23 protein-coding genes are annotated in these 20187 nt (G+C 64.5%); 13 read left to right on the top strand and 10 right to left on the bottom strand.

Annotated elements, in window-relative coordinates:
• Nucleotides 1-19: 19 nt before the first annotated feature.
• Entirely contained in the window at nt 20-574 is a 555-nt protein-coding gene (locus E8E75_RS23190; protein WP_120653812.1) for a Sua5/YciO/YrdC/YwlC family protein, read from the top strand.
• On the opposite strand, the gene E8E75_RS23185 is transcribed toward E8E75_RS23190, so the two are convergent.
• Nucleotides 564-1541: an NADPH:quinone reductase gene (locus tag E8E75_RS23185; protein WP_153919326.1), complete on the bottom strand. Its 978-nt coding sequence runs from the start codon at nt 1539-1541 to the stop codon at nt 564-566. The two genes, E8E75_RS23190 and E8E75_RS23185, sit on opposite strands and share 11 nt — an antisense overlap.
• 135 nt (nt 1542-1676) lie before the next feature.
• Here E8E75_RS23185 and hemF point away from each other — a divergent pair, with 135 nt between their 5' ends.
• A complete protein-coding gene (gene hemF, locus E8E75_RS23180) occupies nt 1677-2597 on the top strand; it encodes an oxygen-dependent coproporphyrinogen oxidase (protein WP_120653810.1) in 921 nt (306 codons plus the stop codon).
• The gene (gene aroE / locus E8E75_RS23175) at nt 2594-3421 is read left to right on the top strand and encodes a shikimate dehydrogenase (protein WP_280359826.1); all 828 of its coding nucleotides are present in this window, start codon (nt 2594-2596) and stop codon (nt 3419-3421) included. The genes hemF and aroE overlap by 4 nt, the downstream gene beginning before the upstream one ends.
• A gap of 73 nt (nt 3422-3494) precedes the next feature.
• Here the strand turns inward: aroE and E8E75_RS23170 are convergent, their stop codons facing one another.
• The 3 genes from E8E75_RS23170 to betC all read right to left on the bottom strand — a co-directional run bounded on the left by E8E75_RS23170 (nt 3495) and on the right by betC (nt 7652).
• Nucleotides 3495-5054 (bottom strand): SulP family inorganic anion transporter, encoded by a 1560-nt coding sequence (locus tag E8E75_RS23170; protein ID WP_280359824.1) that lies wholly within the window; start codon nt 5052-5054, stop codon nt 3495-3497.
• A 141-nt stretch (nt 5055-5195) separates the two neighbouring features.
• Nucleotides 5196-6122 carry a choline ABC transporter substrate-binding protein gene (gene choX / locus E8E75_RS23165; protein ID WP_120653807.1) on the bottom strand — a complete coding sequence of 309 codons (927 nt, stop codon included), beginning with the start codon at nt 6120-6122 and terminating at the stop codon, nt 5196-5198.
• 24 nt (nt 6123-6146) lie between these two features.
• Nucleotides 6147-7652 (bottom strand): choline-sulfatase, encoded by a 1506-nt coding sequence (gene betC, locus E8E75_RS23160; protein ID WP_120653806.1) that lies wholly within the window; start codon nt 7650-7652, stop codon nt 6147-6149.
• A 111-nt stretch (nt 7653-7763) separates the two neighbouring features.
• Here betC and E8E75_RS23155 point away from each other — a divergent pair, with 111 nt between their 5' ends.
• Together E8E75_RS23155 and E8E75_RS23150 are read left to right on the top strand one after the other, a co-directional pair.
• A complete protein-coding gene (locus E8E75_RS23155; RefSeq protein WP_280359823.1) occupies nt 7764-8717 on the top strand; it encodes a LysR family transcriptional regulator in 954 nt (317 codons plus the stop codon).
• A complete protein-coding gene (locus tag E8E75_RS23150) occupies nt 8714-9082 on the top strand; it encodes a DOPA 4,5-dioxygenase family protein (protein WP_120653804.1) in 369 nt (122 codons plus the stop codon). The genes E8E75_RS23155 and E8E75_RS23150 overlap by 4 nt, the downstream gene beginning before the upstream one ends.
• Before the next feature lie 120 nt (nt 9083-9202).
• Here the strand turns inward: E8E75_RS23150 and trpA are convergent, their stop codons facing one another.
• Both trpA and trpB read right to left on the bottom strand, forming a co-directional pair.
• Nucleotides 9203-10012 (bottom strand): tryptophan synthase subunit alpha, encoded by an 810-nt coding sequence (trpA, locus tag E8E75_RS23145; RefSeq protein WP_153919338.1) that lies wholly within the window; start codon nt 10010-10012, stop codon nt 9203-9205.
• On the bottom strand, nt 10009-11217 hold the full coding sequence (gene trpB, locus E8E75_RS23140) for a tryptophan synthase subunit beta (RefSeq protein WP_153919341.1): 1209 nt from the start codon (nt 11215-11217) through the stop codon (nt 10009-10011). The genes trpA and trpB overlap by 4 nt, the downstream gene beginning before the upstream one ends.
• A gap of 107 nt (nt 11218-11324) precedes the next feature.
• Between trpB and E8E75_RS23135 the strand changes: the two genes are divergently transcribed.
• The 4 genes from E8E75_RS23135 to E8E75_RS23120 all read left to right on the top strand — a co-directional run bounded on the left by E8E75_RS23135 (nt 11325) and on the right by E8E75_RS23120 (nt 14038).
• Nucleotides 11325-12215: a LysR family transcriptional regulator gene (locus E8E75_RS23135; RefSeq protein ID WP_120653801.1), complete on the top strand. Its 891-nt coding sequence runs from the start codon at nt 11325-11327 to the stop codon at nt 12213-12215.
• Nucleotides 12216-12274: 59 nt separating this feature from the next.
• Nucleotides 12275-12490: a dodecin gene (locus E8E75_RS23130; protein WP_120653800.1), complete on the top strand. Its 216-nt coding sequence runs from the start codon at nt 12275-12277 to the stop codon at nt 12488-12490.
• Nucleotides 12491-12645: 155 nt separating this feature from the next.
• Nucleotides 12646-12870: a DUF1161 domain-containing protein gene (locus tag E8E75_RS23125; RefSeq protein ID WP_120653799.1), complete on the top strand. Its 225-nt coding sequence runs from the start codon at nt 12646-12648 to the stop codon at nt 12868-12870.
• 169 nt (nt 12871-13039) lie between these two features.
• The gene (locus E8E75_RS23120) at nt 13040-14038 is read left to right on the top strand and encodes an LLM class flavin-dependent oxidoreductase (protein ID WP_120653798.1); all 999 of its coding nucleotides are present in this window, start codon (nt 13040-13042) and stop codon (nt 14036-14038) included.
• Nucleotides 14039-14095: 57 nt separating this feature from the next.
• Here E8E75_RS23120 and E8E75_RS23115 read toward each other — a convergent pair whose 3' ends face one another.
• Nucleotides 14096-14521, bottom strand: coding sequence for a hypothetical protein (locus E8E75_RS23115; RefSeq protein WP_153919343.1), 426 nt, complete (start codon nt 14519-14521; stop codon nt 14096-14098).
• Between the two features lie 53 nt (nt 14522-14574).
• Nucleotides 14575-14991 (bottom strand): hypothetical protein, encoded by a 417-nt coding sequence (locus E8E75_RS23110; RefSeq protein ID WP_120653796.1) that lies wholly within the window; start codon nt 14989-14991, stop codon nt 14575-14577.
• Nucleotides 14992-15047: 56 nt separating this feature from the next.
• Between E8E75_RS23110 and E8E75_RS23105 the strand changes: the two genes are divergently transcribed.
• Nucleotides 15048-16124, top strand: coding sequence for an aminopeptidase (locus E8E75_RS23105; protein WP_153919346.1), 1077 nt, complete (start codon nt 15048-15050; stop codon nt 16122-16124).
• A 58-nt stretch (nt 16125-16182) separates the two neighbouring features.
• Nucleotides 16183-16416, top strand: coding sequence for a DUF1161 domain-containing protein (locus tag E8E75_RS23100; protein ID WP_120653794.1), 234 nt, complete (start codon nt 16183-16185; stop codon nt 16414-16416).
• Between the two features lie 133 nt (nt 16417-16549).
• On the opposite strand, the gene E8E75_RS23095 is transcribed toward E8E75_RS23100, so the two are convergent.
• Nucleotides 16550-17194 (bottom strand): HAD family hydrolase, encoded by a 645-nt coding sequence (locus E8E75_RS23095; protein WP_120653793.1) that lies wholly within the window; start codon nt 17192-17194, stop codon nt 16550-16552.
• 4 nt (nt 17195-17198) lie between these two features.
• Entirely contained in the window at nt 17199-17744 is a 546-nt protein-coding gene (locus E8E75_RS23090; protein WP_153919349.1) for a gamma carbonic anhydrase family protein, read from the bottom strand.
• A 112-nt stretch (nt 17745-17856) separates the two neighbouring features.
• Between E8E75_RS23090 and prlC the strand changes: the two genes are divergently transcribed.
• Nucleotides 17857-19905: an oligopeptidase A gene (gene prlC / locus E8E75_RS23085; RefSeq protein ID WP_280359822.1), complete on the top strand. Its 2049-nt coding sequence runs from the start codon at nt 17857-17859 to the stop codon at nt 19903-19905.
• Nucleotides 19902-20168, top strand: a complete 267-nt coding sequence (locus tag E8E75_RS23080; protein WP_120653791.1) for a YheV family putative zinc ribbon protein — start codon at nt 19902-19904, stop codon at nt 20166-20168. Before prlC ends, E8E75_RS23080 begins: the two co-directional genes overlap by 4 nt.
• Nucleotides 20169-20187: the final 19 nt, after the last annotated feature.

Below are 20187 nucleotides of genomic sequence, written 5' to 3'. Positions count from 1 at the left end.
GTTTTGTGGGGTACGGGGAATGGTCAGTAGTTGGCGAGTGCAGCAAGTGGCGCGGGTCGTGCGTGAAGGTGGAGTGATTGCCTATCCCACCGAGGCGGTCTGGGGTCTGGGCTGCGATCCCTGGAACGAGGATGCGGTCTATCGCCTGCTGGCGCTCAAGGAACGTCCTGTGGAAAAGGGGCTGATCCTGGTGGCAGACAACATTCGCCAATTCGATTTCCTCCTCGAAGGTCTGCCGGACGCCTGGATCGACAAGCTCGCCAGCACCTGGCCAGGCCCTAACACCTGGCTGGTGCCGCACCAGAACCTGCTCCCCGAGTGGATCACCGGGCAGCACGACAGCGTAGCCCTGCGTGTCAGCGACCATCCGCTGGTGCGTGACCTTTGCGCCCTCACCGGGCCGCTGGTATCCACTTCCGCCAATCCCACCGGCCGTCCTTCCGCCTACTCGCGTCTGCGGGTCCAGCAGTACTTCGGCGACACCCTGGACGCAGTGCTGGGAGGCGCCCTCGGGGGACGCCGTAACCCCAGTGTGATCCGCGACCTGGCCAGCGGACGCGTGCTCAGGGGATAAGCACGGTCGAGCCGGTAGTCTGGCGGCTGGCCAGGGCGGTGTGCGCCTTGGCTGCGTCAGCCAGGGCGAAACGCTGGCTCACCTCCACCTTGATGCGGCCATCGGCGATCAGTGCGAACAGCTCATCCGCCATGGCCTGCAGGCGTTCAGGTGTGCTGGCGTATCCGAACAGCGTTGGCCGGGTGACGTAGAGCGACCCCTTCTGCGCCAGGATGCCCAGGTTCACCCCGGTCACCGGTCCCGAGGCGTTGCCGAAACTCACCATCAGGCCGCGCGGTGCCACGCAGTCCAGCGAGATTTCCCAGGTGTCCTTGCCCACCGAGTCGTAGACCACCGGGCACTTGGCGCCGTCCGTGAGTTCCAGCACCTTTTGCACCACGTTCTCGTGGCTATAGTCGATGGTCGCCCAGGCTCCGTTGGCCTTGGCCAGTGCGGCTTTCTCGGCCGAGCTGACCGTACCGATCAGCTTTACGCCGAGAGCGCGGGCCCATTGGCAGGCGATCAGCCCGACGCCGCCGGCTGCCGCGTGGAAGAGGATAGTCTCGCCACCCTTCAGCTCGTAGGTCTGACGCAGCAGGTATTGCACCGTCAGCCCCTTGAGCATCACCGCTGCCGCCTGCTCGAAGCTGATGCCATTGGGCAGGCGTACCAGTTTGTCTGCAGGCAGTACGTGCAACTCGCTGTAGGCGCCCAGCGGGCCGGTAGCGTAGGCGACCCGGTCCCCCACCTTGAACTGGGTGACCGCACTGCCCACGGCGTCTACCTCGCCGGCGCCTTCGGTGCCCAGGCTGGTGGGAAAGTTCGGCGCCGGGTAGAGGCCGCTGCGATAGTAGGTGTCGATAAAGTTCAAACCGATGGCGCGGTTGCGCACGCGCACTTCTTGCGGTCCCGGCTCCCCGGGCTGGTAGTCCGCGTATTCGAGGACCTCCGGGCCGCCGTAGGCGGAGAACTGGATGCGTTTGGCCATGCTTGCAACCTCCTGGTCGGAAAAGCTCCCATCCAACGCCTCGCCTTGATTCCCGTCAAGCCACGACAGCCCTTGCGCGGTGGTATGCTTGCCTGCTCATTTTTCCGCCACCTAACCGCTGCCAGGGTTGACCACGTGACTGACCGTATCGAGGCCGTGAAGGCCTATCTGCTCGATTTGCAAGACCGCATCTGCGCCGCGCTGGCGGCCGAGGACGGCAAGGCTGAATTCATCGAGGACGCCTGGACCCGTCCCGCTGGCGGCGGCGGCCGTACCCGGGTAATCGAGAACGGCGGACTGATCGAAAAGGGCGGTGTGAACTTCTCCCATGTGTTCGGAGCCAGCCTGCCGCCATCGGCCAGTGCTCATCGTCCGGAACTGGCCGGCCGTGGCTTCCAGGCCCTCGGCGTGTCCCTGGTGATCCACCCGGAAAACCCCCACATCCCCACCTCCCACGCCAACGTGCGCTTCTTCTGCGCCGAGAAGGAAGGTGAAGAGCCGGTATGGTGGTTTGGCGGTGGCTTCGACCTGACTCCCTACTACGCCGTCGAGGAAGACTGCGTGCTCTGGCACCAGATTGCCCGCGACGCCTGCGCGCCCTTCGGTGCCGATGTGTACCCGCGCTACAAGGAATGGTGCGATCGCTACTTCCACCTCAAGCATCGCAATGAGCCGCGCGGTATCGGTGGTCTGTTTTTCGACGATCTGAACCAGTGGGACTTCGATACCAGTTTCGCCTTCATGCGCGCCATCGGCGATGCCTACCTGGAGGCCTACCTGCCAATTCTGAAGAAGCGCAAGGACACCCCCTTCACCGAACAGCAGCGTGAGTTCCAGGCCTTCCGTCGTGGCCGCTACGTAGAGTTCAACCTGGTGTTCGACCGTGGCACCCTGTTTGGCCTGCAGTCGGGCGGTCGTACCGAGTCCATCCTCATGTCGCTGCCGCCGCATGTGCGCTGGGGCTACGACTGGAAGCCGGAGCCGGGCACTGAAGAAGCGCGCCTGACCGAGTATTTCCTCAAGGATCGCGACTGGCTCGGGGAGGCAGGGCTGTGACTGATCGCTACTGCGTCTTTGGCAACCCCATCGGCCACAGCAAGTCGCCGCTGATCCACCGCCTGTTCGCCGAGCAGACCGGCCAGCCGCTCACCTACGAGGCCGTGCTGGCGCCGCTGGACGACTTCACCGGTTGCGCACGGCGGTTCTTCGAAACCGGCAAGGGCGGCAACGTCACCGTGCCCTTCAAGGAGCTGGCCTACCAGTTGGCCGGCAGCCTCAGCGCCCGTGCCCAGCGCGCCGGCGCGGTGAACACCCTGAAGCGGCTGGATGACGGCAGCCTCCTCGGCGACAACACCGATGGCGCAGGCCTGGTGCGCGACCTCACCCGCAACGCCGGGCTCGATCTGGCCGGTAAGCGCATCCTCCTGCTTGGCGCTGGCGGCGCCGCGCGCGGCGTGATCGAACCGTTGCTGGCCGAGAAACCAGCTGCCTTGGTAGTTGCCAACCGCACCGTGGAGAAGGCCGAGGCGTTGGCCCAACTGTTCGCCGAGCTCGGGCCGGTATCCGCCAGCGGCTTCGACTGGCTGGAAGAGCCTGTGGACCTGATCATCAACGGCACCTCGGCCAGCCTCGCCGGCGACCTGCCGCCAATTTCACCGAGCCTGATCAAGCCTGGCCACACCGTCTGCTACGACATGATGTACGGGAAGGAAATGACTGCCTTCAACCGCTGGGCCGCCGAGCATGGCGCCGCGCGTACGCTCGACGGCCTGGGCATGCTGGTGGAACAGGCTGCCGAAGCCTTCCTGCTGTGGCGTGGCGTGCTGCCCGACAGCACTCCGGTACTCGCCGAACTGCGTCGCCAACTGGCGCAGGCTTGAGCCTTTCCCTCCCTTTGTGGGAGCGAATTTTCTCGCGAATGAATTCGATCCCACAGTAAAGGTCGCGGCCCTGCTACCCCTCGATCAACAGGCCGCTGCCCTCGCCTTCCAGCTTGCGTAGCTCCCGTTCCACTTGCGGCCGGGCACGGCGCAACACCAGGCTTCGCCCTTCCCCGCCCAGTCGCCGTGCTTCGTCGTGAAGCATGCTCACCCCGGCGAAGTCGATGAAATTCACATGGTGCGCATCCAGCACCAGACGCCCGGCGCGGCTGCGCTGGATCAGCTTCTGCAGATAGGGGCAGGCGCCAAAGAAGATCGATCCCTCGATGCGCAAAATCTCAGCATCCCCCTCCTGCGCTTGCAGCACCCGTGGTTGCGACGTGCGCTTGAGGTAGAAGAAGAGTGACGCCAGCACACCGGCGTAGATGGCGGTTTGCAGTTCCAGCAGCAGCGTGGCCGCGCAGGTCAGTGCCATCACCGCGAACTCCGCCCGGCTGACGCGCCACAGCTGGCGGACACCGCGCCCATCCAGCAGACCCCAGCAGATCAGCAGGATGCTCGCCGCCATGGCGGGCAGCGGGATATGGGCGATCAGCCGTGCACCCAGCAATGCAAACAGCGCCACCCAGAGGGCGGAGAACACCCCGGCGAGCGGCGACTGTGCACCGGCCTGGAGATTCAGCGCCGAGCGTGTGAAGGAGCCCGCCGAGAGATAGCCGGAAAACCAGGCACCGATCAGGTTGGACAGACCTTGGCCGCGGGTTTCCTGGTTGGCATCCAGCACCTGCCGCGACTGGCTGGCCAGTGCGCGGGAGATGGACAGGCTGGTGACCAGGCCGAGCAGACCGCAGGCCACGGCAGACGGCAGCAGGCGCAGCACGTCCTCGGCATCGAAGCGGATCGAGGCCAGCGGCGGCAGGCTGCCACTGAAGGGATGCACCAGCTCGACGCTGGCGAAGGTGACCGGCATGGCCAGCACCAGCAGACTTCCGCCGCTGATGCCGATCAGCAGCGCCGGCAGGCGAGGCCACAGCTTGCGCACGAGGATCGAGAGCCCGAGGGTAAAAACGGCCACCCAAAGCGATGGCCAGTGCGCCTCGCGTACATGCCCGGCCAGGTCCAGCGCGCTCTGCCAGGCGGTGGCGCGTCCCTCCAGGTTGGCCAGGCCGAGCAGGTTGGGTATCTGGCCAAGGGCGATCACCAGAGCTGCGCCCAGGGTGAAGCCGAGCACCACCGACTGGGAGACGAAGTTGGCCAGGGAACCGAAGCGCAGGAACCCAACCAGCCACTGGAACGCACCGGCGAGAAAGGTCAGCAGCAGGACCAGGCTGATGTATTGCTGGCTTCCCGGCAGGGCCAGCGGGCTGACGCTGGCGAAGAGCACCACCGAGATCGCCGCCGTCGGTCCGCAGATCAGGTGCCGGGAAGAACCCCAGAGACAGGCGACGATTACCGGGACCACCGCGGCATAAAGTCCGTACTCCGCGGGTAGTCCGGCGATGAGTGCGTAGGCGATGGACTGCGGCAGAGCGAGGATGGCGCCGGTCAGGCCGACCAGCGCATCGCGACCCAGGCCGCGTGGACGGATTGCGGGCAGCCAGGTGAGGAAGGGGAGGAGGTGGGTGAGTTTCACGTCCGGCCAGGCTCTTGTAGGGGCGAATTCATTCGCCAAGCAGACCGGAGGTCTGCCAGAAAATGTCGAGGGACCGCTTCGCGATCCTTGGCGAATGAATTCGCCCCTACAGGGAGGCAGTTGCCCCTGTGGGGCGATCCGTCAAAGCTTCGCCTTCACCGCCGCCAGCCCATTGCCGCCTTCGCGGGTGGTCACTCCCTGCAGCCAGCCATCGATCACCTGCGGGTTGGACTTGAGCCAGGCCTTGATCGCTGCATCGTTGTTGCTGCTGCCGTTGAGCACCTGATCCATGATGGCGTTCTCCATTTCCTGGGTGAACTGCAGGTTGGTCAGCAGCTTGCCCACGTTCGGGCACTGCTCGGCATAGCCCTTGCGCGCCAGGGTGTTCACGCTGCCACTCTCGCCGAAGTACTTCTCGCCGCCCTTGAGATAGACCATGTCGTACTGCACGTTCATCGGGTGCGGAGTCCAGCCGAGGAAGACCACGAACTGCTGGCGCTTCACCGCGCGCCCCACCTGCACCAGCATCGCCTGCTCGCTGGATTCCACCAACTTCCAGTCACCCAGGCCGAACTCGTCGGATTTGATCATCTGCTGGATCGAGACGTTGGCCGGTGAGCCGGAAGCGATGCCATAGAGCTTGTGGTCGAACTTGTCGGCGAACTTGTCCAGGTCGGCGAACGTTTTCACGCCGGCGTCATAGACATAGCGCGGCACCGCCAGGGTGTATTCGGTGCCTGAGAGGTTCTGCGCCACCTTGTCGACGCTGCCGGCGGCGACGAACTTGTCGTAGTTGCTCTGCTGCGCCGGCATCCAGTTGCCAAGGAAGGCATCGATCTGGCCCTTGTGCAGGCCAGCGAAGATGATCGGCACGGCGAGGGTCGGGGTTTCCGTGCGGTAGCCCAGTCCATCGAGAAGAAAACGCGCCACCCCGTTGGTCACGGCGATATCGCTCCAGCCCGGATCGCCCAGCTTCACCGTCGCGCAGCTGGCGTCCTCAGCCTGGACGTTGAACGCCAAACCGGTCAGCAGCGCGCTGCCGGCAAGTACCGCATTGATCGTCTTCATGCCTTGGTTCCTCGCAAGAGTGAGTCAGGGTTGGGGAAAGCGCGCGCGGCGCTCCAGGTCGTCCAGGTCGATGTGATTGCGCATGTACTGCTGGCTGGCGTCGACGAAAGGCTGGTGGTCCCAGCTAGCGAGCTTGCCGTGGGTCAGCGCGTCGGCCACGAAGCGGCGGCGGCGCTGGCTGGCCAGGGTGGCTTCGGCGATGGCCGGGATGTCCCAGCGAGTCTTCGCCTCGTCGAGGAACGCCGCAAGCAGGGTCTGGTGGTCCGTCGAAGTCGCCAGGTTTTCCAGCTCCTGCGGATCGTTCGCCAGATCGAAGAGCAGGATTGGGTCCTTGTCGGAGTAGATGAATTTGTAAGGGCCGCGACGGATCATCATCAGCGGGCTGGTGGTGCCTTCGGCCATGTACTCGCCCAGTACCTCGTCGTGGCCACCCAGGCCTTGCAGGTGTGGTAGTAGCGAGCGGCCGTCGAGCGGCAGGTCGCGCTCCAACGCACCTCCGGCCAACTCGACCAGGGTGGGCAGCAGGTCGACCGTGGACACTGACTGGCTGACCCTGTGCGCCTGGAAGCGGCCGGGGGCGTGGACCAGCAGCGGCACACGGGCGGCCATTTCGAACCAGTGCATCTTGTACCAGAGGCCACGCTCGCCAAGCATGTCGCCGTGGTCGCCGGAGAACACGACGATGGTGTCTTCCTCCAGTCGGCAGTCGGCCAGGGTCTTCAGCAGGGCGCCGATCTGGTCGTCGACGTAGCTGCAGGCACCGAAGTAGGCACGCCGCGCATCGCGAATCTTCTGCTCAGGCAGCGGTTTGTCCCAGAGGTCGATGACCTTGAGCAGGCGCTGGCTATGCGGGTCCTGCTCGGCGTCGGTGAAGTGCACGCGGGGCTGCGGGATGTCCGCCTCCTCGTAGCGTTCCCAATACTCCACCGGGATGGTGTAGGGATCGTGGGGGTGGGTCAGGGACACGGTCAGGCAGAAGGGCTGTCCGGTGTCTTCGCGCGCATGGTCGTACAGATATTGGCGCGCCTTGAACACCACTTCCTCGTCGAAATCCAGCTGGTTGGTGCGCACGCAGGGCCCGGCCTGCAGCACGGAGGACATGTTGTGGTACCAGCTCGGGCGAACGTCGGGCTCGTCCCAGTTCACTGCCCAACCGTAATCCGCCGGGTAGATGTCGCTGGTCAGGCGTTCCTCATAGCCGTGCAACTGGTCCGGGCCGCAGAAGTGCATCTTGCCGGAGAGCGCCGTGCGGTAACCCAGGCGGCGCAGGTAATGGGCGTAGGTCGGTACATCCGCTGGGAAGTCGGCGGCGTTGTCGTAGGCGCCGATCTTCGACGGCAGCTGACCGCTTACCAGGGTGAAGCGCGAGGGCGCGCAGAGCGGGCTGTTGCAGTAGGCCGAATCGAACACCACACCCTCGGCAGCGAGCCGCGACAAGTGCGGCACCTTGATGGGGGAGGCAGCGTAGAAAGGCAGCATCGGCGCAGCCATCTGGTCGGCCATGATGAAGAGGATGTTGGGACGTTTCATCGTTCGCTTATCCATACCGTCGAATTATGCGAAAGTGCGTGGAACGATGATTGCGTCAGCAGTCATCCCGGTAAAGCGCACAGCGAAGCATGACTCGGATAAGCAAACGTTATGGCAGAACTACAGGCTGAGCTGTCCCTGGACCTGTTGCGGGTGTTCGAATCCGCCGCTCGCCACCTCAGCTTCACCGCGGCTGCGGTCGAGCTGGGTACCACCCAGCCGGCGGTGAGCCAGCAGATCCAGCGCCTGGAAAAACAATTGGCAACGCGCCTGTTCGACCGCGTTTACCGCGGCATCGAACTCACCGACGCCGGTCGGCTGCTGTTCCTCCATGTGCAGGAGGGTTTGCAGGCCATCAGCGCCGGGTTGGAAGCCATCGGCTCCCGGCCGCAGCATGAAGTGCTGCAGGTGGCCACTGACTTTGCCTTCGCCGCCTATTGGCTGATGCCGCGCTTGCACCGTTTCCACGAGGCCAACCCGGAGATCGATGTCAGCATCGTCACCAGCGACCGCACCATGAACATGCTGCGCTCGGAAGTGGACATTGCCATTGCCTTTGGCGACGGTCGCTTCAAGCACGGCGAGGCGCTGCTGCTGTTTCGCGAAGAGGTCTTTCCCATCGCCAGCCCGCGCTTGCTGGCCGGACGCGACCAGTCATTGCCGGTGTCGGCCCTCGCGGAATTGCCGTTACTGCACCTCAAGCCTGAAGTGCGCACCCGCTGGTTCGACTGGAACGCGTTGTTCCGTGAGCTTGGCATCGCCCAGCCGCCGGGGTCGGGAATGCTGCGCTTCGACAACTACACCTTGTTGATCCAGGCTGCCATCGCCGGCCAGGGCGTGGCCATCGGCTGGCGCTACCTGGTGGATGACCTGCTCTCTCAGGGCCTGTTGGTACCCGTGCTGGACACCAGCGTCCGCTCGGACCTGGGTTATTACCTGGTGCAGCCGGAACGCAAACGGCGTGCGAAGCTGATGAAGTGCTTCGTCGACTGGCTGCAGCAGGAGCTGGGCGACGAGGCGCGCCAGGCCCAGCTCATCAAACATCGGGAGGGAATCGCCATATGACCCAGACACCTACTCCCCGGATCAAGGGTTTCCACGCGCACGTCTACTTCGACGCCAGCACCCTCGACCAGGCTCGCGCGCTCTGCGAAGAAGCTGCGCGGCGCTTCCCGCTGAAGATGGGGCGCGTGCATGAAAAGCCTGTCGGACCGCATCCGGACTGGAGCTGCCAGCTGGCGTTCAAGCCGGAGCTGTTCGGTGAGGTGATCCCCTGGCTGGCGCTGCACCGGGACGGCCTAACCGTGCTGGTGCATCCCATTACCGGCAGCGATCTGCGCGATCACCGCGACTACCCAATGTGGATGGGCGCGATGCGGCCGCTGGATTTGTCGGACCTCGAGGATGGGGCGATCGAGTACGAGCTTTGACGCCTTGCCTGTGGGTTCGAACTCATTCGAAAAGGGCCGCAAAGCAGCTCTCGCCCCCACTGCACGAAAAAGCCGCTGTTCCCCAGAGGGACAGCGGCTTTCTTGTGTTGCGGGTGTGAATTAGGCGCGAGCGGCGCGTACACCTTCGGCGAGGGTCTTGCACAGGCCCAGGACGCCGTTCACGGCCTGCTCGGGAGATTCGGCATTGGCGATCTGGTCCACCAGGGCCGAGCCCACCACTACGCCATCGGCCAGCCTGGCGATACTCGCGGCGTGTTCGGCGGTGCGGATACCGAAGCCGATGGCTACCGGCAGGTCGGTGTGGCGACGCAGGCGGGTGACCGCCTCCTGTACGTGTTCCAGGGTCGCGGAGCCGGCGCCGGTCACGCCGGCCACCGACACGTAGTAGACGAAGCCGGAGCTGCCCTCGAGCACGACGGGCAGGCGCTTGTCATCGGTGGTTGGGGTGGTCAGGCGGATGAAGTCCACGCCTGCGGCCTGGGCCGGGTGGCAGAGGTCTTCGTTATGTTCCGGCGGCAGGTCGACCACGATCAGGCCGTCCACGCCGGCTTCCTTGGCGTCGGCGATGAAACGGTCCACGCCGTAGTAGTGGATGGGGTTGAAGTAGCCCATCAGCACCAGCGGAGTGGTCTGGTCGCCGGTGCGGAATTCGCGAACCATCTGCAGGGTCTTGGCGAGGTTCTGCTTGGCACCCAGGGCCCGGATGTTGGCCAACTGGATGGACGGGCCGTCGGCCATCGGGTCGGTGAAGGGCATGCCCAGTTCGATGACGTCGGCGCCAGCCTCCGGCAGGCCCTTGAGGATCGCCAGGGATGCGTCGTAGTTCGGGTCGCCGGCGGTGACGAAGGTCACCAGGGCGGCGCGGTTCTGTTCCTTCAGTTCGGCAAAGCGGGTCTGCAGGCGGCTCATGCTTTCTGCTCCTGTTGCATGTGGTGCATAACGGTCTGCATGTCCTTGTCGCCACGGCCGGACAGGTTCACCACCATCAGGTGGTCCTTCGGCAGTTTCGGCGCGCGCTTGAACACTTCAGCCAGGGCGTGGGAACTCTCCAGGGCCGGGATGATGCCTTCCAGGCGGCAGCATTGGTGGAAGGCTTCCAGGGCTTCATGGTCGGTGATCGAGGTGTACTCGACGCGGCCGATGTCATGCAGCCATGCGTGTTCCGGCCCGATGCCGGGGTAGTCCAGGCCGGCGGAGATCGAGTGGGCGTCGATGATCTGGCCGTCCTCGTCCTGCAGCAGGAAGGTACGGTTGCCGTGCAGCACGCCTGGAACGCCGCCGTTCAGGCTGGCGGCATGCTTGCCGGTCTCGATGCCGTGGCCGGCGGCTTCGACGCCGATGATCGCGACACTCTTGTCATCGAGGAAGGGATGGAACAGGCCCATGGCGTTGGAACCACCGCCGATGCAGGCGACCAGCGAGTCGGGCAGGCGGCCTTCCTGTTCGGCCAGCTGCTCGCGGGTTTCCTTGCCGATCACGGCCTGGAAGTCGCGGACCATGGCCGGGTAAGGGTGCGGGCCGGCAACGGTGCCGATCAGGTAGAAGGTGCTGTCGACGTTGGTCACCCAGTCACGCAGGGCTTCGTTCATCGCGTCCTTCAGGGTGCCGGTGCCGGCGGTGACCGGGATTACTTCGGCGCCGAGCAGCTTCATGCGGAACACGTTGGCCTGCTGGCGATCGATGTCGGTGGTGCCCATGTAGATCACGCATTGCAGGCCGAAGCGGGCGGCCACGGTGGCGGTGGCCACGCCGTGCATGCCGGCGCCGGTCTCAGCGATGATGCGCTTCTTGCCCATGCGCCGGGCCAGGAGTATCTGGCCGATGCAGTTGTTGATCTTGTGCGCGCCGGTGTGGTTGAGCTCCTCGCGCTTGAGGTAGATCTTCGCGCCGCCGAAGTGCTCGGTCAGACGCTCGGCGAAGTACAACGGGCTCGGGCGGCCGACGTAGTCGCGCTGGAAGTAGGCCAGCTCTTTCTGGAATTCCGGATCAACCTTGGCCTTTTCGTACTCGCGGGCAAGGTCGTGGATCAGCGGCATCAGGGTCTCGGCGACATACTGGCCGCCGAAGGCGCCGAACAGGCCCTTGGCGTCCGGGCCGTTGCGCAATGAGGTCATGGTGGAACTCCTGGGAGTGGTATCCGATGCCGGCCATTCTACCGCTGGCTGGCCGGCGGAAAAGCGATTAGATTGCTTTAACCTGTTAGTAAAACTCACGGATCATCATGAGCCGAGACCTCCCTCCGTTGAATGCTCTGCGTGCCTTCGAAGCGGCTGCCCGCCTTCAGAGCATCAGTCGCGCAGCCGAAGAGCTGCATGTAACCCACGGTGCGGTGAGCCGCCAGGTGCGGATGCTTGAGGAGGAACTCGGCGTTGCGCTGTTCAGCAAGGAAGGGCGAGGCGTAAAACTCACGGATTCCGGCCAGCGCCTGCGGGATGCCACAGGTGAGGCCTTCGAACGCCTGCGCAGCGTCTGTGTCGATCTCGCCCGACGCGCCGAAGATGCGCCCTTCGTTCTCGGCTGCCCGGGCAGCCTGCTGGCTCGCTGGTTCATTCCAAGGCTGGATCGGCTCAACCGTGAGCTCCCTGAACTGCGCCTGCAGCTCTCGGCCAGCGAGGGCGAGCTGGACCCGCGCCGTCCGGGGGTCGACGCCACGCTCTGCTTCGCCGAGCCCCCCTGGCCAGCGGACATGCGGGTGTTCGAACTGGCGGCAGAATCCATCGGTCCTGTGCTGAGCCCGCGCTATGCGGGCCACCAGGCGCTTGTCGGGGCTGCGCCGGCGGTGCTGCTGAATGAGGCCCTGCTGCACACGGTCTCGCGGCCCCAGGCCTGGCCACAATGGGCGGCCGCCCAGGGGCTGGAAGCGGGGCGCCTGCGTCATGGCCAGGGCTTCGAACACCTCTATTACCTGCTGGAGGCGGCAGTGGCCGGGCTCGGGGTGGCTATCGCCCCGCAGCAACTGGTCGCCGATGAACTCGCCTCGGGCCGGCTGGTGGCGCCTTGGGGCTTCGTCGAAACGCCGGCACGCCTGGCTCTTTGGGTGCCGGCACGGCAACTGGATCGTCGTGCGGAGCGACTGGCCCTGTGGCTGCGTGAAGAGCTGGCGGGCCGATAGCGGCATTCTTGGCTAGCCTTGCTGGGGAACCCACTCGTGCCCGGCACAGGAGATACACCATGTCTGATCACCGTACCTACAAGAAGATCGAGATAGTCGGCTCCTCCCGCACCAGCATCGACGATGCGATCACCAACGCCATTGGTGAAGCTTCGAGGACCATTCGCAACATGGACTGGTTCGAGGTCGTGGATACCCGTGGGCATATCGAGAATGGCAAGGTCGCGCACTTCCAGGTGACCCTGAAGATCGGCTTCCGCATCAGCGACAGCTGAGCCCCGCACCCGCTCCCGGATGGGGCCGCGAGGGGACGCACATCCTCCCGTGGGGAATTTCGGTTAGGCTCTGAGCGTCCGCCCCTGGCCTTTGGAACCTGGCGGGAGCGGACGGCTCATGCGAGCCCATCATCCATCACGAGGGAGCGTTACCCATGAAGAAACTGCTGTTGGGCCTTGGCCTGTTCGCCCTGGCCGGTTCGGCTTTCGCCGCGGTGAAACCCTGCGAGGAGCTCAAGGCCGAGATCGACGCCAAGCTGAAGGCCAAGGGCGTTGCCTCCTATAGCCTGGAAATCGTCGACAAGGGCGCCGCCGCAGGCAAGCAGGTGGTGGGTACCTGCGAAGGTGGCAGCAAGGAGATCGTCTACCAGCGCAATTGATTGCCCCGCATTGCCCGGGCCGGCAGCGCATGCCGGCCCAATCCTTACCTTCTGGTGCCCTGGTTACCGAAAAGTGCCTTCTAGCGGCGTTGGACGCCAATCCCTAGAGTAAGACCTACTGATTCACTCGGATTAGGCTTCACGCCTGTCCCCTGCCAAGGTCTTGCCCATGTCTGCCCTTACCAACCTGCCCCTTTCCGTTCTCGACCTGGCACCTGTCCGTGATCACGGTGGTGCCACCCAGGCCTTGCACAATTCCCTGGAGCTGGCGCGCCATGTCGAGCGTCTTGGTTTCTCGCGCTTCTGGGTGGCCGAGCACCACAACATGGATGGCATCGCCAGTTCGGCCACCGCCGTGCTGCTCGCCTATCTCGCCGGCGGCACCTCGCACATTCGCCTGGGCTCCGGCGGCATCATGTTGCCCAATCACGCGCCGTTGGTAGTCGCCGAGCAGTTCGGCACCCTCGCCAGCCTTTATCCGGGCCGCATCGAACTAGGCCTTGGACGCGCTCCGGGGGCTGACCATCTTACCGCGCGAGCATTGCGCCGCGACCGTCTCGGCGACGCCGACGATTTCCCACAGGATGTCGAGGAACTGGAGGCCCTATTCGGCCCGCGCCAGCCGGACCAGAAGGTGATTGCCATGCCGGGGGTGGATACCAATGTGCCCATCTGGCTGCTCGGGTCCAGCCTGTTCAGCGCCCAGCTCGCGGGCCAGAAAGGACTGCCCTATGCCTTCGCTTCGCATTTCGCGCCGCGCTACATGCATGAAGCGATTCGCGTCTATCGCAATCATTTCCGCCCCTCGGCCGTGCTCGACAAACCCTATGTGATGCTGGGCGTGCCGCTGGTGGCGGCACCTACCGACGAAGAGGCGGAGTTCCTCGCGACCACCGTCTACCAGCGGGTTCTTGCCCTGATGCGTGGCGAAAGCCTGGTTCTGCGTCCGCCGGTGGAGACCATGGCCGGTCGCTGGCTACCCCACGAGAAGGAAGCAGTCGGCAGCTTCCTGGCGCTGGCCATGGTAGGCGGACCGGAGAAAATCCGTGCGCGAATGCAGGTGCTGCTGGATCAGACCGATGCCGATGAGCTGATCTTCACCTGCGACCTCTACCAGCACGAGCATCGACTGCGGGCGTTCGACATCCTGGCTAGCCTGCGGGATTGATGCAGATGGGCGAGGCCGCTGATGACGCGACTTCGGCTGGGTGGATCGCCTTTCTGCCTAGAAGGGGCCGCAACGCGGGAATATCTCGTGGCGCGCGAGCACGTTGCGGTTTTCGTCATAGAGCCAGGCCATCGGCTGGTTGGCGGCGTTACGGGCTTCCACGCGGTAGCGTTTGCCCGCTTCGAAGTTGTCGTAGTGCAGCTCCATGTAGCAGGTGATACGAGAGGGTTCGGCATTCATGCCGAATCCGCCACCGGCGCCGCCCACCTCGAACTGATAGCGCAGCTCCAGCTCATGCCTGCCGGGCATTACCTCGTAATAGCGGCCGTCGTTCCAGCGCTTGTCGTCGAGGCGGTTGGCCATGAGGGTGTCGCTGGGGTCGGGAACGATGTCGATCCAGGCAAATCGCGGATCGGGCTCGGGCAGCTTGCTGGCGCAGGCGGTGAGGCTGGCCAGCAGCGTCAGGGCCAACAGCGTGCGCATGGCGAGGCTCCTTGTGGGGTGAGTGCGTTCAGCATACCCCCATGTCGGAGTTTTCAGACATCGCCGCAGCGACTTTCCCGGGCCTTGGCAACCTCTCGACTCTGCTCGTCATACAGCCGCGCCCAAGGGCGGAAGCCGATTCCACCGGCTTCGAGCTGGTAACGTTCGCCCGCGGCGAAATCGCTGTAGGCCAGCTTGAGCAGACAGGTGCGTCGGTAGCCGGAACTGCCCTGGCCGATGTCCTTGCCACCCACCTCGAACTCCAGGCGGACCTCCAGTTCGTGCCGGCCCGGGGTGACCTGGAAGAAGCGCGGGTCAGTCAGGGTCTGGTTGTCCACCCGGCTGGCCTGGATGTGCTGTCCTTCCTGCTTCTGCAGGGAAATCCAGGCTTGGTTCGGGTCGTGGCTGGGCATGAGCATGGCGCAGCCGCCAAGACTGAGTAGCGGCAGGGAAAGCAGCAGAGGGCGCATGGAAGGCTCCAACAGGCCAGTAGTGGTGGGTGGCTCTGATGCGCTAGTGTCGCGGCATGCCGACCACCCTTCTTATCGAACTGCTTGACCGCATCCGCCGCCCCTCGGTTCCCCTGTTGGGCATATTGCTGCTGAGCGGTTGTTCCAGTCTCGACTACTACAGCCAATTGGCCCGCGGACAGATGGCGCTGCTGTATGCCCGGCAACCGGTGCAGGCGCTGATCGACGATACCTCGCAGTCGCAGGCGCTGCGCCAGCGCCTGGCCCTGACCCAGGAAGCGCGGACCTTTGCCAGTAGTTCGCTGGGGCTGCCGGACAACGGCAGCTACCGCGTCTACGCCGATATCCAGCGGCCCTATGTGGTCTGGAACCTGTTCGCCACGCCGGAGTTCTCCCTCCAGCCCGAGACCCACTGCTTCCCTGTCGCCGGCTGTGTCGCCTATCGCGGCTACTACCAGTTGGGGCGCGCCCGTGGCGCCGCGGCGCTGCTCAAGCAGCAAGGGTTGGATACCTGGGTGGGAGGTGTAGAGGCGTACTCCACTCTTGGCTGGTTCGACGACCCGCTGCTCAACACCATGTTGCGCTGGGGTGACGACCGCCTGGCCGCGCTGATCTTCCACGAATTGGCCCACCAGCGGCTCTATGTACCGGGGGACACGGCCTTCAACGAGTCCTTCGCCAGCTTCGTCGAGCGCGAAGGACTGAACCAGTGGCGTGCCAGTCGCGGCCTTTCGGTTGAGGCAGATGACGCCTCCGACCGCCGCGACGCCCTCACTCGCCTGGTGCTGGATACCCGCGAGCGACTGGCGCAGCTCTACGCCAGCGCTCTGTCCGCCGAACGCATGCGCATGGCCAAGGCCGAGGAATTCGAGCGCATGCGTCGTGACTACCGCGCCATGCGCGACCGCGACTGGGACGGCTACAACCGTTACGACGCGTGGATGGAAGGCCCTATGAACAACGCCAAACTGTTGCCATTTGGTCTCTATGACCAGTGGGTACCGGCCTTTGCGGCCCTGTTCCGCGAGACGGGAGGAAATTGGCCGGCGTTTTACCAACGTGCTCGTGAACTGGGCGACCTGCCTCTGGACGCGCGCACGCAAGCACTGGAAAGGCTGATGGCAAACCGCTAGAACTTGCCTGGATGGCCCTCAGTCCAATGGCCAGGACATCAAGGAAATGGAGTAGGCGATGAAGAGAATTGCTGTAGTCCTGATGCTGGGCATGCTGGTGGGTACCGCCCTGGCAGCGCCCAAGCCCTGCGAGGAGCTGAAGCAGGAAATCGAAGTGAAGATCCAGGCCGCCGGGGTGACGACCTACACCCTGGAAATCGTCCCCAACGCCGAAGTGAAGGACCAGAACATGGTGGTCGGGACCTGCGAGAACGGCACCAAGAAGATCATCTATCAGCGCAACGGGGATTGATCTGTTGCGGTTTGCCTTGTAGCAGCGAACTCATTCGCGAAAGGCCGCGCAGCGGCCCTACGTGGAAATCCGGCTGGGCAGGTCTTCGACCTGCATCGCGATTGATATCACTCCCACAGGATGTGCCCCACCCTCAGCCAAACGCCCGGCTCAACTCGTCCAGGCTTGCGAAGTAGTAAGCCGGAGCCTCTCCCATCAACTCCTCGCGGCTGCCGAAGCCATAGCCCACCCCCGCGCCATGCAGGCCATTGCGGCTGGCGCCGATCAGGTCGTGCTTGCGGTCGCCGATCATCAGCGTGTCGGCACGATCCAGGCCTTCTGCCTCCAGCAGGTGCGCGATCAGTTCCACCTTGTTGGTGCGGGTGCCATCCAGTTCGCTGCCATAGATGTGCCTGAAGTGCCGGTCGAAGCCGAAATGCCGGGCGATCTCGCGGGCGAACACGGTTGGCTTGCTGGTGGCGATGAACAGGGTGCGGCCCTGTTCGCGCAGGCGTCCGAGCAGCGCATCGATGCCGTCGAATACGCGGTTCTCATAGAGCCCGGTGACCTTGAAACGGTCGCGGTAGTGATTGACTGCATCCCAGGCGCGCTCCTCGGTCAGGCTGTAGGTCTGCATGAAGCACTGCAGCAGCGGCGGGCCGATGAAGTGCTCCAGGTTCACCAGGTCCGGTTCATGGATATCGAGCTTGGCCAGCGCGTATTGCACCGAGCGGGTGATGCCTTCGCGCGGATCGGTGAGAGTGCCGTCGAGATCGAAGAGGATGTTCTGATAGTGCATCGCGTCAGACCCCGTAGCCTTCGGCGATGTGCAGGTCCTTCAGCTTCACGTAGTTCGCCGCACTGTAGGTGAAGAAGGCTTTCTCCTTGTCGGTGAGTGGGCGGGCCTGCTTCACCGGGCTGCCAACGTATAGGTAGCCGCTTTCCAGGCGTTTGCCGGGCGGCACCAGGCTGCCGGCGCCAAGCACCACGTCATCCTCGATCACCGCGCCGTCCATGACGATGCTGCCCATGCCGATCAGTACCCGGCTGCCGACCTTGCAACCGTGCAGCAGTGCCTTGTGGCCGATGGTTACGTCTTCGCCGATTTCCAGCGGATAGCCATCCGGATTGAAGGGGCCGGCGTGGGTGATGTGCAGCACGCTGCCATCCTGCACGCTGGTGCGCGCGCCGATGCGGATACGGTGCATGTCGCCACGAATGGTCACCATGGGCCAGACTGAACTGTCGTCACCGAGCTGCACGTCGCCGATGACCACGGCGGAAGCGTCGATGAAGACCCGCTCGCCAAGCTGCGGGGTAGTGCCCTGGTAGGTTCTGATCGGGTTCATAGCTTTTCCTGAGGCTGCGTCAGCCGGCGATTGTAATTAAGATGGCTCCCATCCGGGCTATGTCTCGTCTACTCATCCAGCCCGCGCCCCTTCCTGAATACAGGTGAATGCCGTGACCCTGAGCAATCCCCTCCTGCAAGACTTCGACCTGCCGCCCTACTCCACCATTCGTCCGGAACATGTCGAGCCGGCCGTCGGCCAGATCCTTGCCGACAACCGTGCCGCCATCGCCGACCTGCTGGCGCGCCAGGACGGCACGCCCACCTGGAAAGGCCTGGTGCTGGCGCTGGACGAGCTGGGCGAGCGCCTGGGCCGTGCCTGGAGCCCGGTGAGCCACCTGAATGCCGTGTGCAACAACGCCGAATTGCGCAACGCTTATGAGGCCTGCCTGCCCAAACTGTCCGAGTACTGGACCGAGATCGGCCAGAACCGTGAACTGTTCCAGGCCTATGAGGCCCTGGCCGCCAGCCCTGAATCTGCCGGCTACGACGTGGCGCAGAAGACCATCCTCGACCATGCCCTGCGCGACTTCCGCCTGTCCGGTATCGACCTGCCGGCGGACAAGCAACAGCGCTATGGCGAAATCCAGATGAAGCTGTCCGAACTGGGCAGCCGCTTCTCCAACCAACTGCTGGATGCCACTCAGGCCTGGACCAAAGAGGTTCACGACGAAGCGGCCCTGGCCGGTCTCACCGATTCGGCCAAGGCGCAGATGAAGCAGGCCTCCGAGGCCAAGGGCCTGGAAGGCTGGCTGATCACCCTGGAATTCCCCAGCTACTACGCGGTGATGACCTACGCCGATGATCGTGCCCTGCGCGAAGAGGTGTACACCGCCTACAGCACCCGAGCCTCCGACCAGGGACCGAATGCCGGACAGAACGACAATGGCCCGGTGATGGCCGAGATCCTCGACCTGCGCCAGGAGCTGGCCCACCTGCTCGGCTTCGCCCACTTCAGCGACTTGAGCCTGGCCACCAAGATGGCCGAATCCACCCCGCAGGTGCTGGGCTTCCTCCGTGACCTGGCCAAGCGCAGCAAACCTTTCGCCGCCCAGGATCTGGAAGAGCTCAAGGCCTTCGCCGCCGAGCGCGGTGTGGCCGACCTGCAGAGCTGGGACGTGGGCTACTTCAGCGAAAAACTGCGAGAGCAGCGCTACAGCATTTCCCAGGAAACCCTGCGCGCCTACTTCCCCATCGACAAGGTGCTGTCGGGTCTGTTCGCCATCGTACAGAGGCTCTATGGCATCGAGATCAAGGAACTGTCCGGCTTCGACACCTGGCACCCGGATGTGCGCCTGTTCGAGATCAGTGAGAACGGCCAGCACGTCGGCCGTTTCTTCTTCGACCTCTACGCCCGCGCCAACAAGCGCGGTGGTGCCTGGATGGACGGCGCCCGCGACAAGCGCCGCAACACCCGCGGCGAGCTGATCGCACCGGTGGCCAATCTGGTCTGCAATTTCACCCCGGCGGTCGGCGACAAACCTGCCCTGCTGACCCACGACGAAGTCACCACCCTGTTCCACGAGTTCGGTCACGGCCTGCATCACCTGCTGACCCGCGTCGAGCATGCCGGCGCGTCCGGCATCAACGGTGTGGCCTGGGACGCGGTGGAGCTGCCGAGCCAGTTCATGGAGAACTGGTGCTGGGAACCGGAAGGCCTGGCGCTGATCTCCGGCCACTATCAGTCCGGCGAACCGCTCCCTCAGGACCTGCTGGATAAGATGCTCGCGGCGAAGAACTTCCAGTCCGGCCTGATGATGGTGCGTCAGCTGGAGTTCTCGCTGTTCGACTTCGAACTGCATGCGACCCATGGCGATGGCCGGGGTGTGCTCGAGGTGCTGGAGGCCATCCGTTCCGAAGTGGCGGTCATGCGCCCGCCGGCGTTCAACCGCTTCGCCAACAGCTTCGCGCACATCTTCGCCGGCGGATACGCGGCTGGTTACTACAGCTACAAGTGGGCGGAAGTGCTGTCTGCCGATGCCTTCTCGCGCTTCGAGGAAGAAGGTGTTCTCAACCCGGCCACCGGCCGCGCCTTCCGCGATGCCATCCTGGCCCGAGGTGGCTCCCAGGAGCCGATGGTGCTGTTCGTCGACTTCCGCGGTCGCGAGCCGTCCATCGACGCCCTGCTGCGCCACAGCGGTCTGTCGGAGGACGCGGCATGACCACGACCCCGAAGCGCTTCATCGCCGGTGCCGTGTGCCCGGCGTGCAGCGAAATGGACAAGATCCAGATGTGGGACGAGGACGGCGTGCCTCACCGCCATTGCGTGGCCTGCGGCTACGCCGACACCCTCAACGCCCAGGGCCAGTCGGTGCCCAAGGAGCTCGGTACCCGGGTCAATCAGCCCAAGCCCAAGGTGGCTGATCCCAAGGTGCAGGGGGTGCAGTTCTTCCCCAATCCGAAGCTGAAGAAACCCGGCGACTGATGTGAAGGCCAAGGAGGGC

This window comes from Pseudomonas sp. BN606, from assembly GCF_029873115.1.
GTDB lineage: Bacteria > Pseudomonadota > Gammaproteobacteria > Pseudomonadales > Pseudomonadaceae > Metapseudomonas.
Note: the sequence above shows the minus strand (reverse complement) of the source record. Positions and strands in the feature narration are given on the sequence as shown.

Bases quoted from the DNA above. Each gene is read 5' to 3' on its own strand.
- E8E75_RS23190 (WP_120653812.1), top strand. From the start codon at position 20: ATGGTCAGTAGTTGGCGAGTGCAGCAAGTGGCGCGGGTCGTGCGTGAA.
- E8E75_RS23185 (WP_153919326.1), bottom strand. From the start codon at position 1,541: ATGGCCAAACGCATCCAGTTCTCCGCCTACGGCGGCCCGGAGGTCCTC.
- choX (WP_120653807.1), bottom strand. From the start codon at position 6,122: ATGAAGACGATCAATGCGGTACTTGCCGGCAGCGCGCTGCTGACCGGT.
- betC (WP_120653806.1), bottom strand. From the start codon at position 7,652: ATGAAACGTCCCAACATCCTCTTCATCATGGCCGACCAGATGGCTGCG.
- E8E75_RS23155 (WP_280359823.1), top strand. From the start codon at position 7,764: ATGGCAGAACTACAGGCTGAGCTGTCCCTGGACCTGTTGCGGGTGTTC.
- E8E75_RS23150 (WP_120653804.1), top strand. From the start codon at position 8,714: ATGACCCAGACACCTACTCCCCGGATCAAGGGTTTCCACGCGCACGTC.
- trpA (WP_153919338.1), bottom strand. From the start codon at position 10,012: ATGAGCCGCCTGCAGACCCGCTTTGCCGAACTGAAGGAACAGAACCGC.
- trpB (WP_153919341.1), bottom strand. From the start codon at position 11,217: ATGACCTCATTGCGCAACGGCCCGGACGCCAAGGGCCTGTTCGGCGCC.
- E8E75_RS23135 (WP_120653801.1), top strand. From the start codon at position 11,325: ATGAGCCGAGACCTCCCTCCGTTGAATGCTCTGCGTGCCTTCGAAGCG.
- E8E75_RS23130 (WP_120653800.1), top strand. From the start codon at position 12,275: ATGTCTGATCACCGTACCTACAAGAAGATCGAGATAGTCGGCTCCTCC.
- E8E75_RS23125 (WP_120653799.1), top strand. From the start codon at position 12,646: ATGAAGAAACTGCTGTTGGGCCTTGGCCTGTTCGCCCTGGCCGGTTCG.
- E8E75_RS23120 (WP_120653798.1), top strand. From the start codon at position 13,040: ATGTCTGCCCTTACCAACCTGCCCCTTTCCGTTCTCGACCTGGCACCT.
- E8E75_RS23115 (WP_153919343.1), bottom strand. From the start codon at position 14,521: ATGCGCACGCTGTTGGCCCTGACGCTGCTGGCCAGCCTCACCGCCTGC.
- E8E75_RS23110 (WP_120653796.1), bottom strand. From the start codon at position 14,991: ATGCGCCCTCTGCTGCTTTCCCTGCCGCTACTCAGTCTTGGCGGCTGC.
- E8E75_RS23105 (WP_153919346.1), top strand. From the start codon at position 15,048: ATGCCGACCACCCTTCTTATCGAACTGCTTGACCGCATCCGCCGCCCC.
- E8E75_RS23100 (WP_120653794.1), top strand. From the start codon at position 16,183: ATGAAGAGAATTGCTGTAGTCCTGATGCTGGGCATGCTGGTGGGTACC.
- E8E75_RS23095 (WP_120653793.1), bottom strand. From the start codon at position 17,194: ATGCACTATCAGAACATCCTCTTCGATCTCGACGGCACTCTCACCGAT.
- E8E75_RS23090 (WP_153919349.1), bottom strand. From the start codon at position 17,744: ATGAACCCGATCAGAACCTACCAGGGCACTACCCCGCAGCTTGGCGAG.
- E8E75_RS23080 (WP_120653791.1), top strand. From the start codon at position 19,902: ATGACCACGACCCCGAAGCGCTTCATCGCCGGTGCCGTGTGCCCGGCG.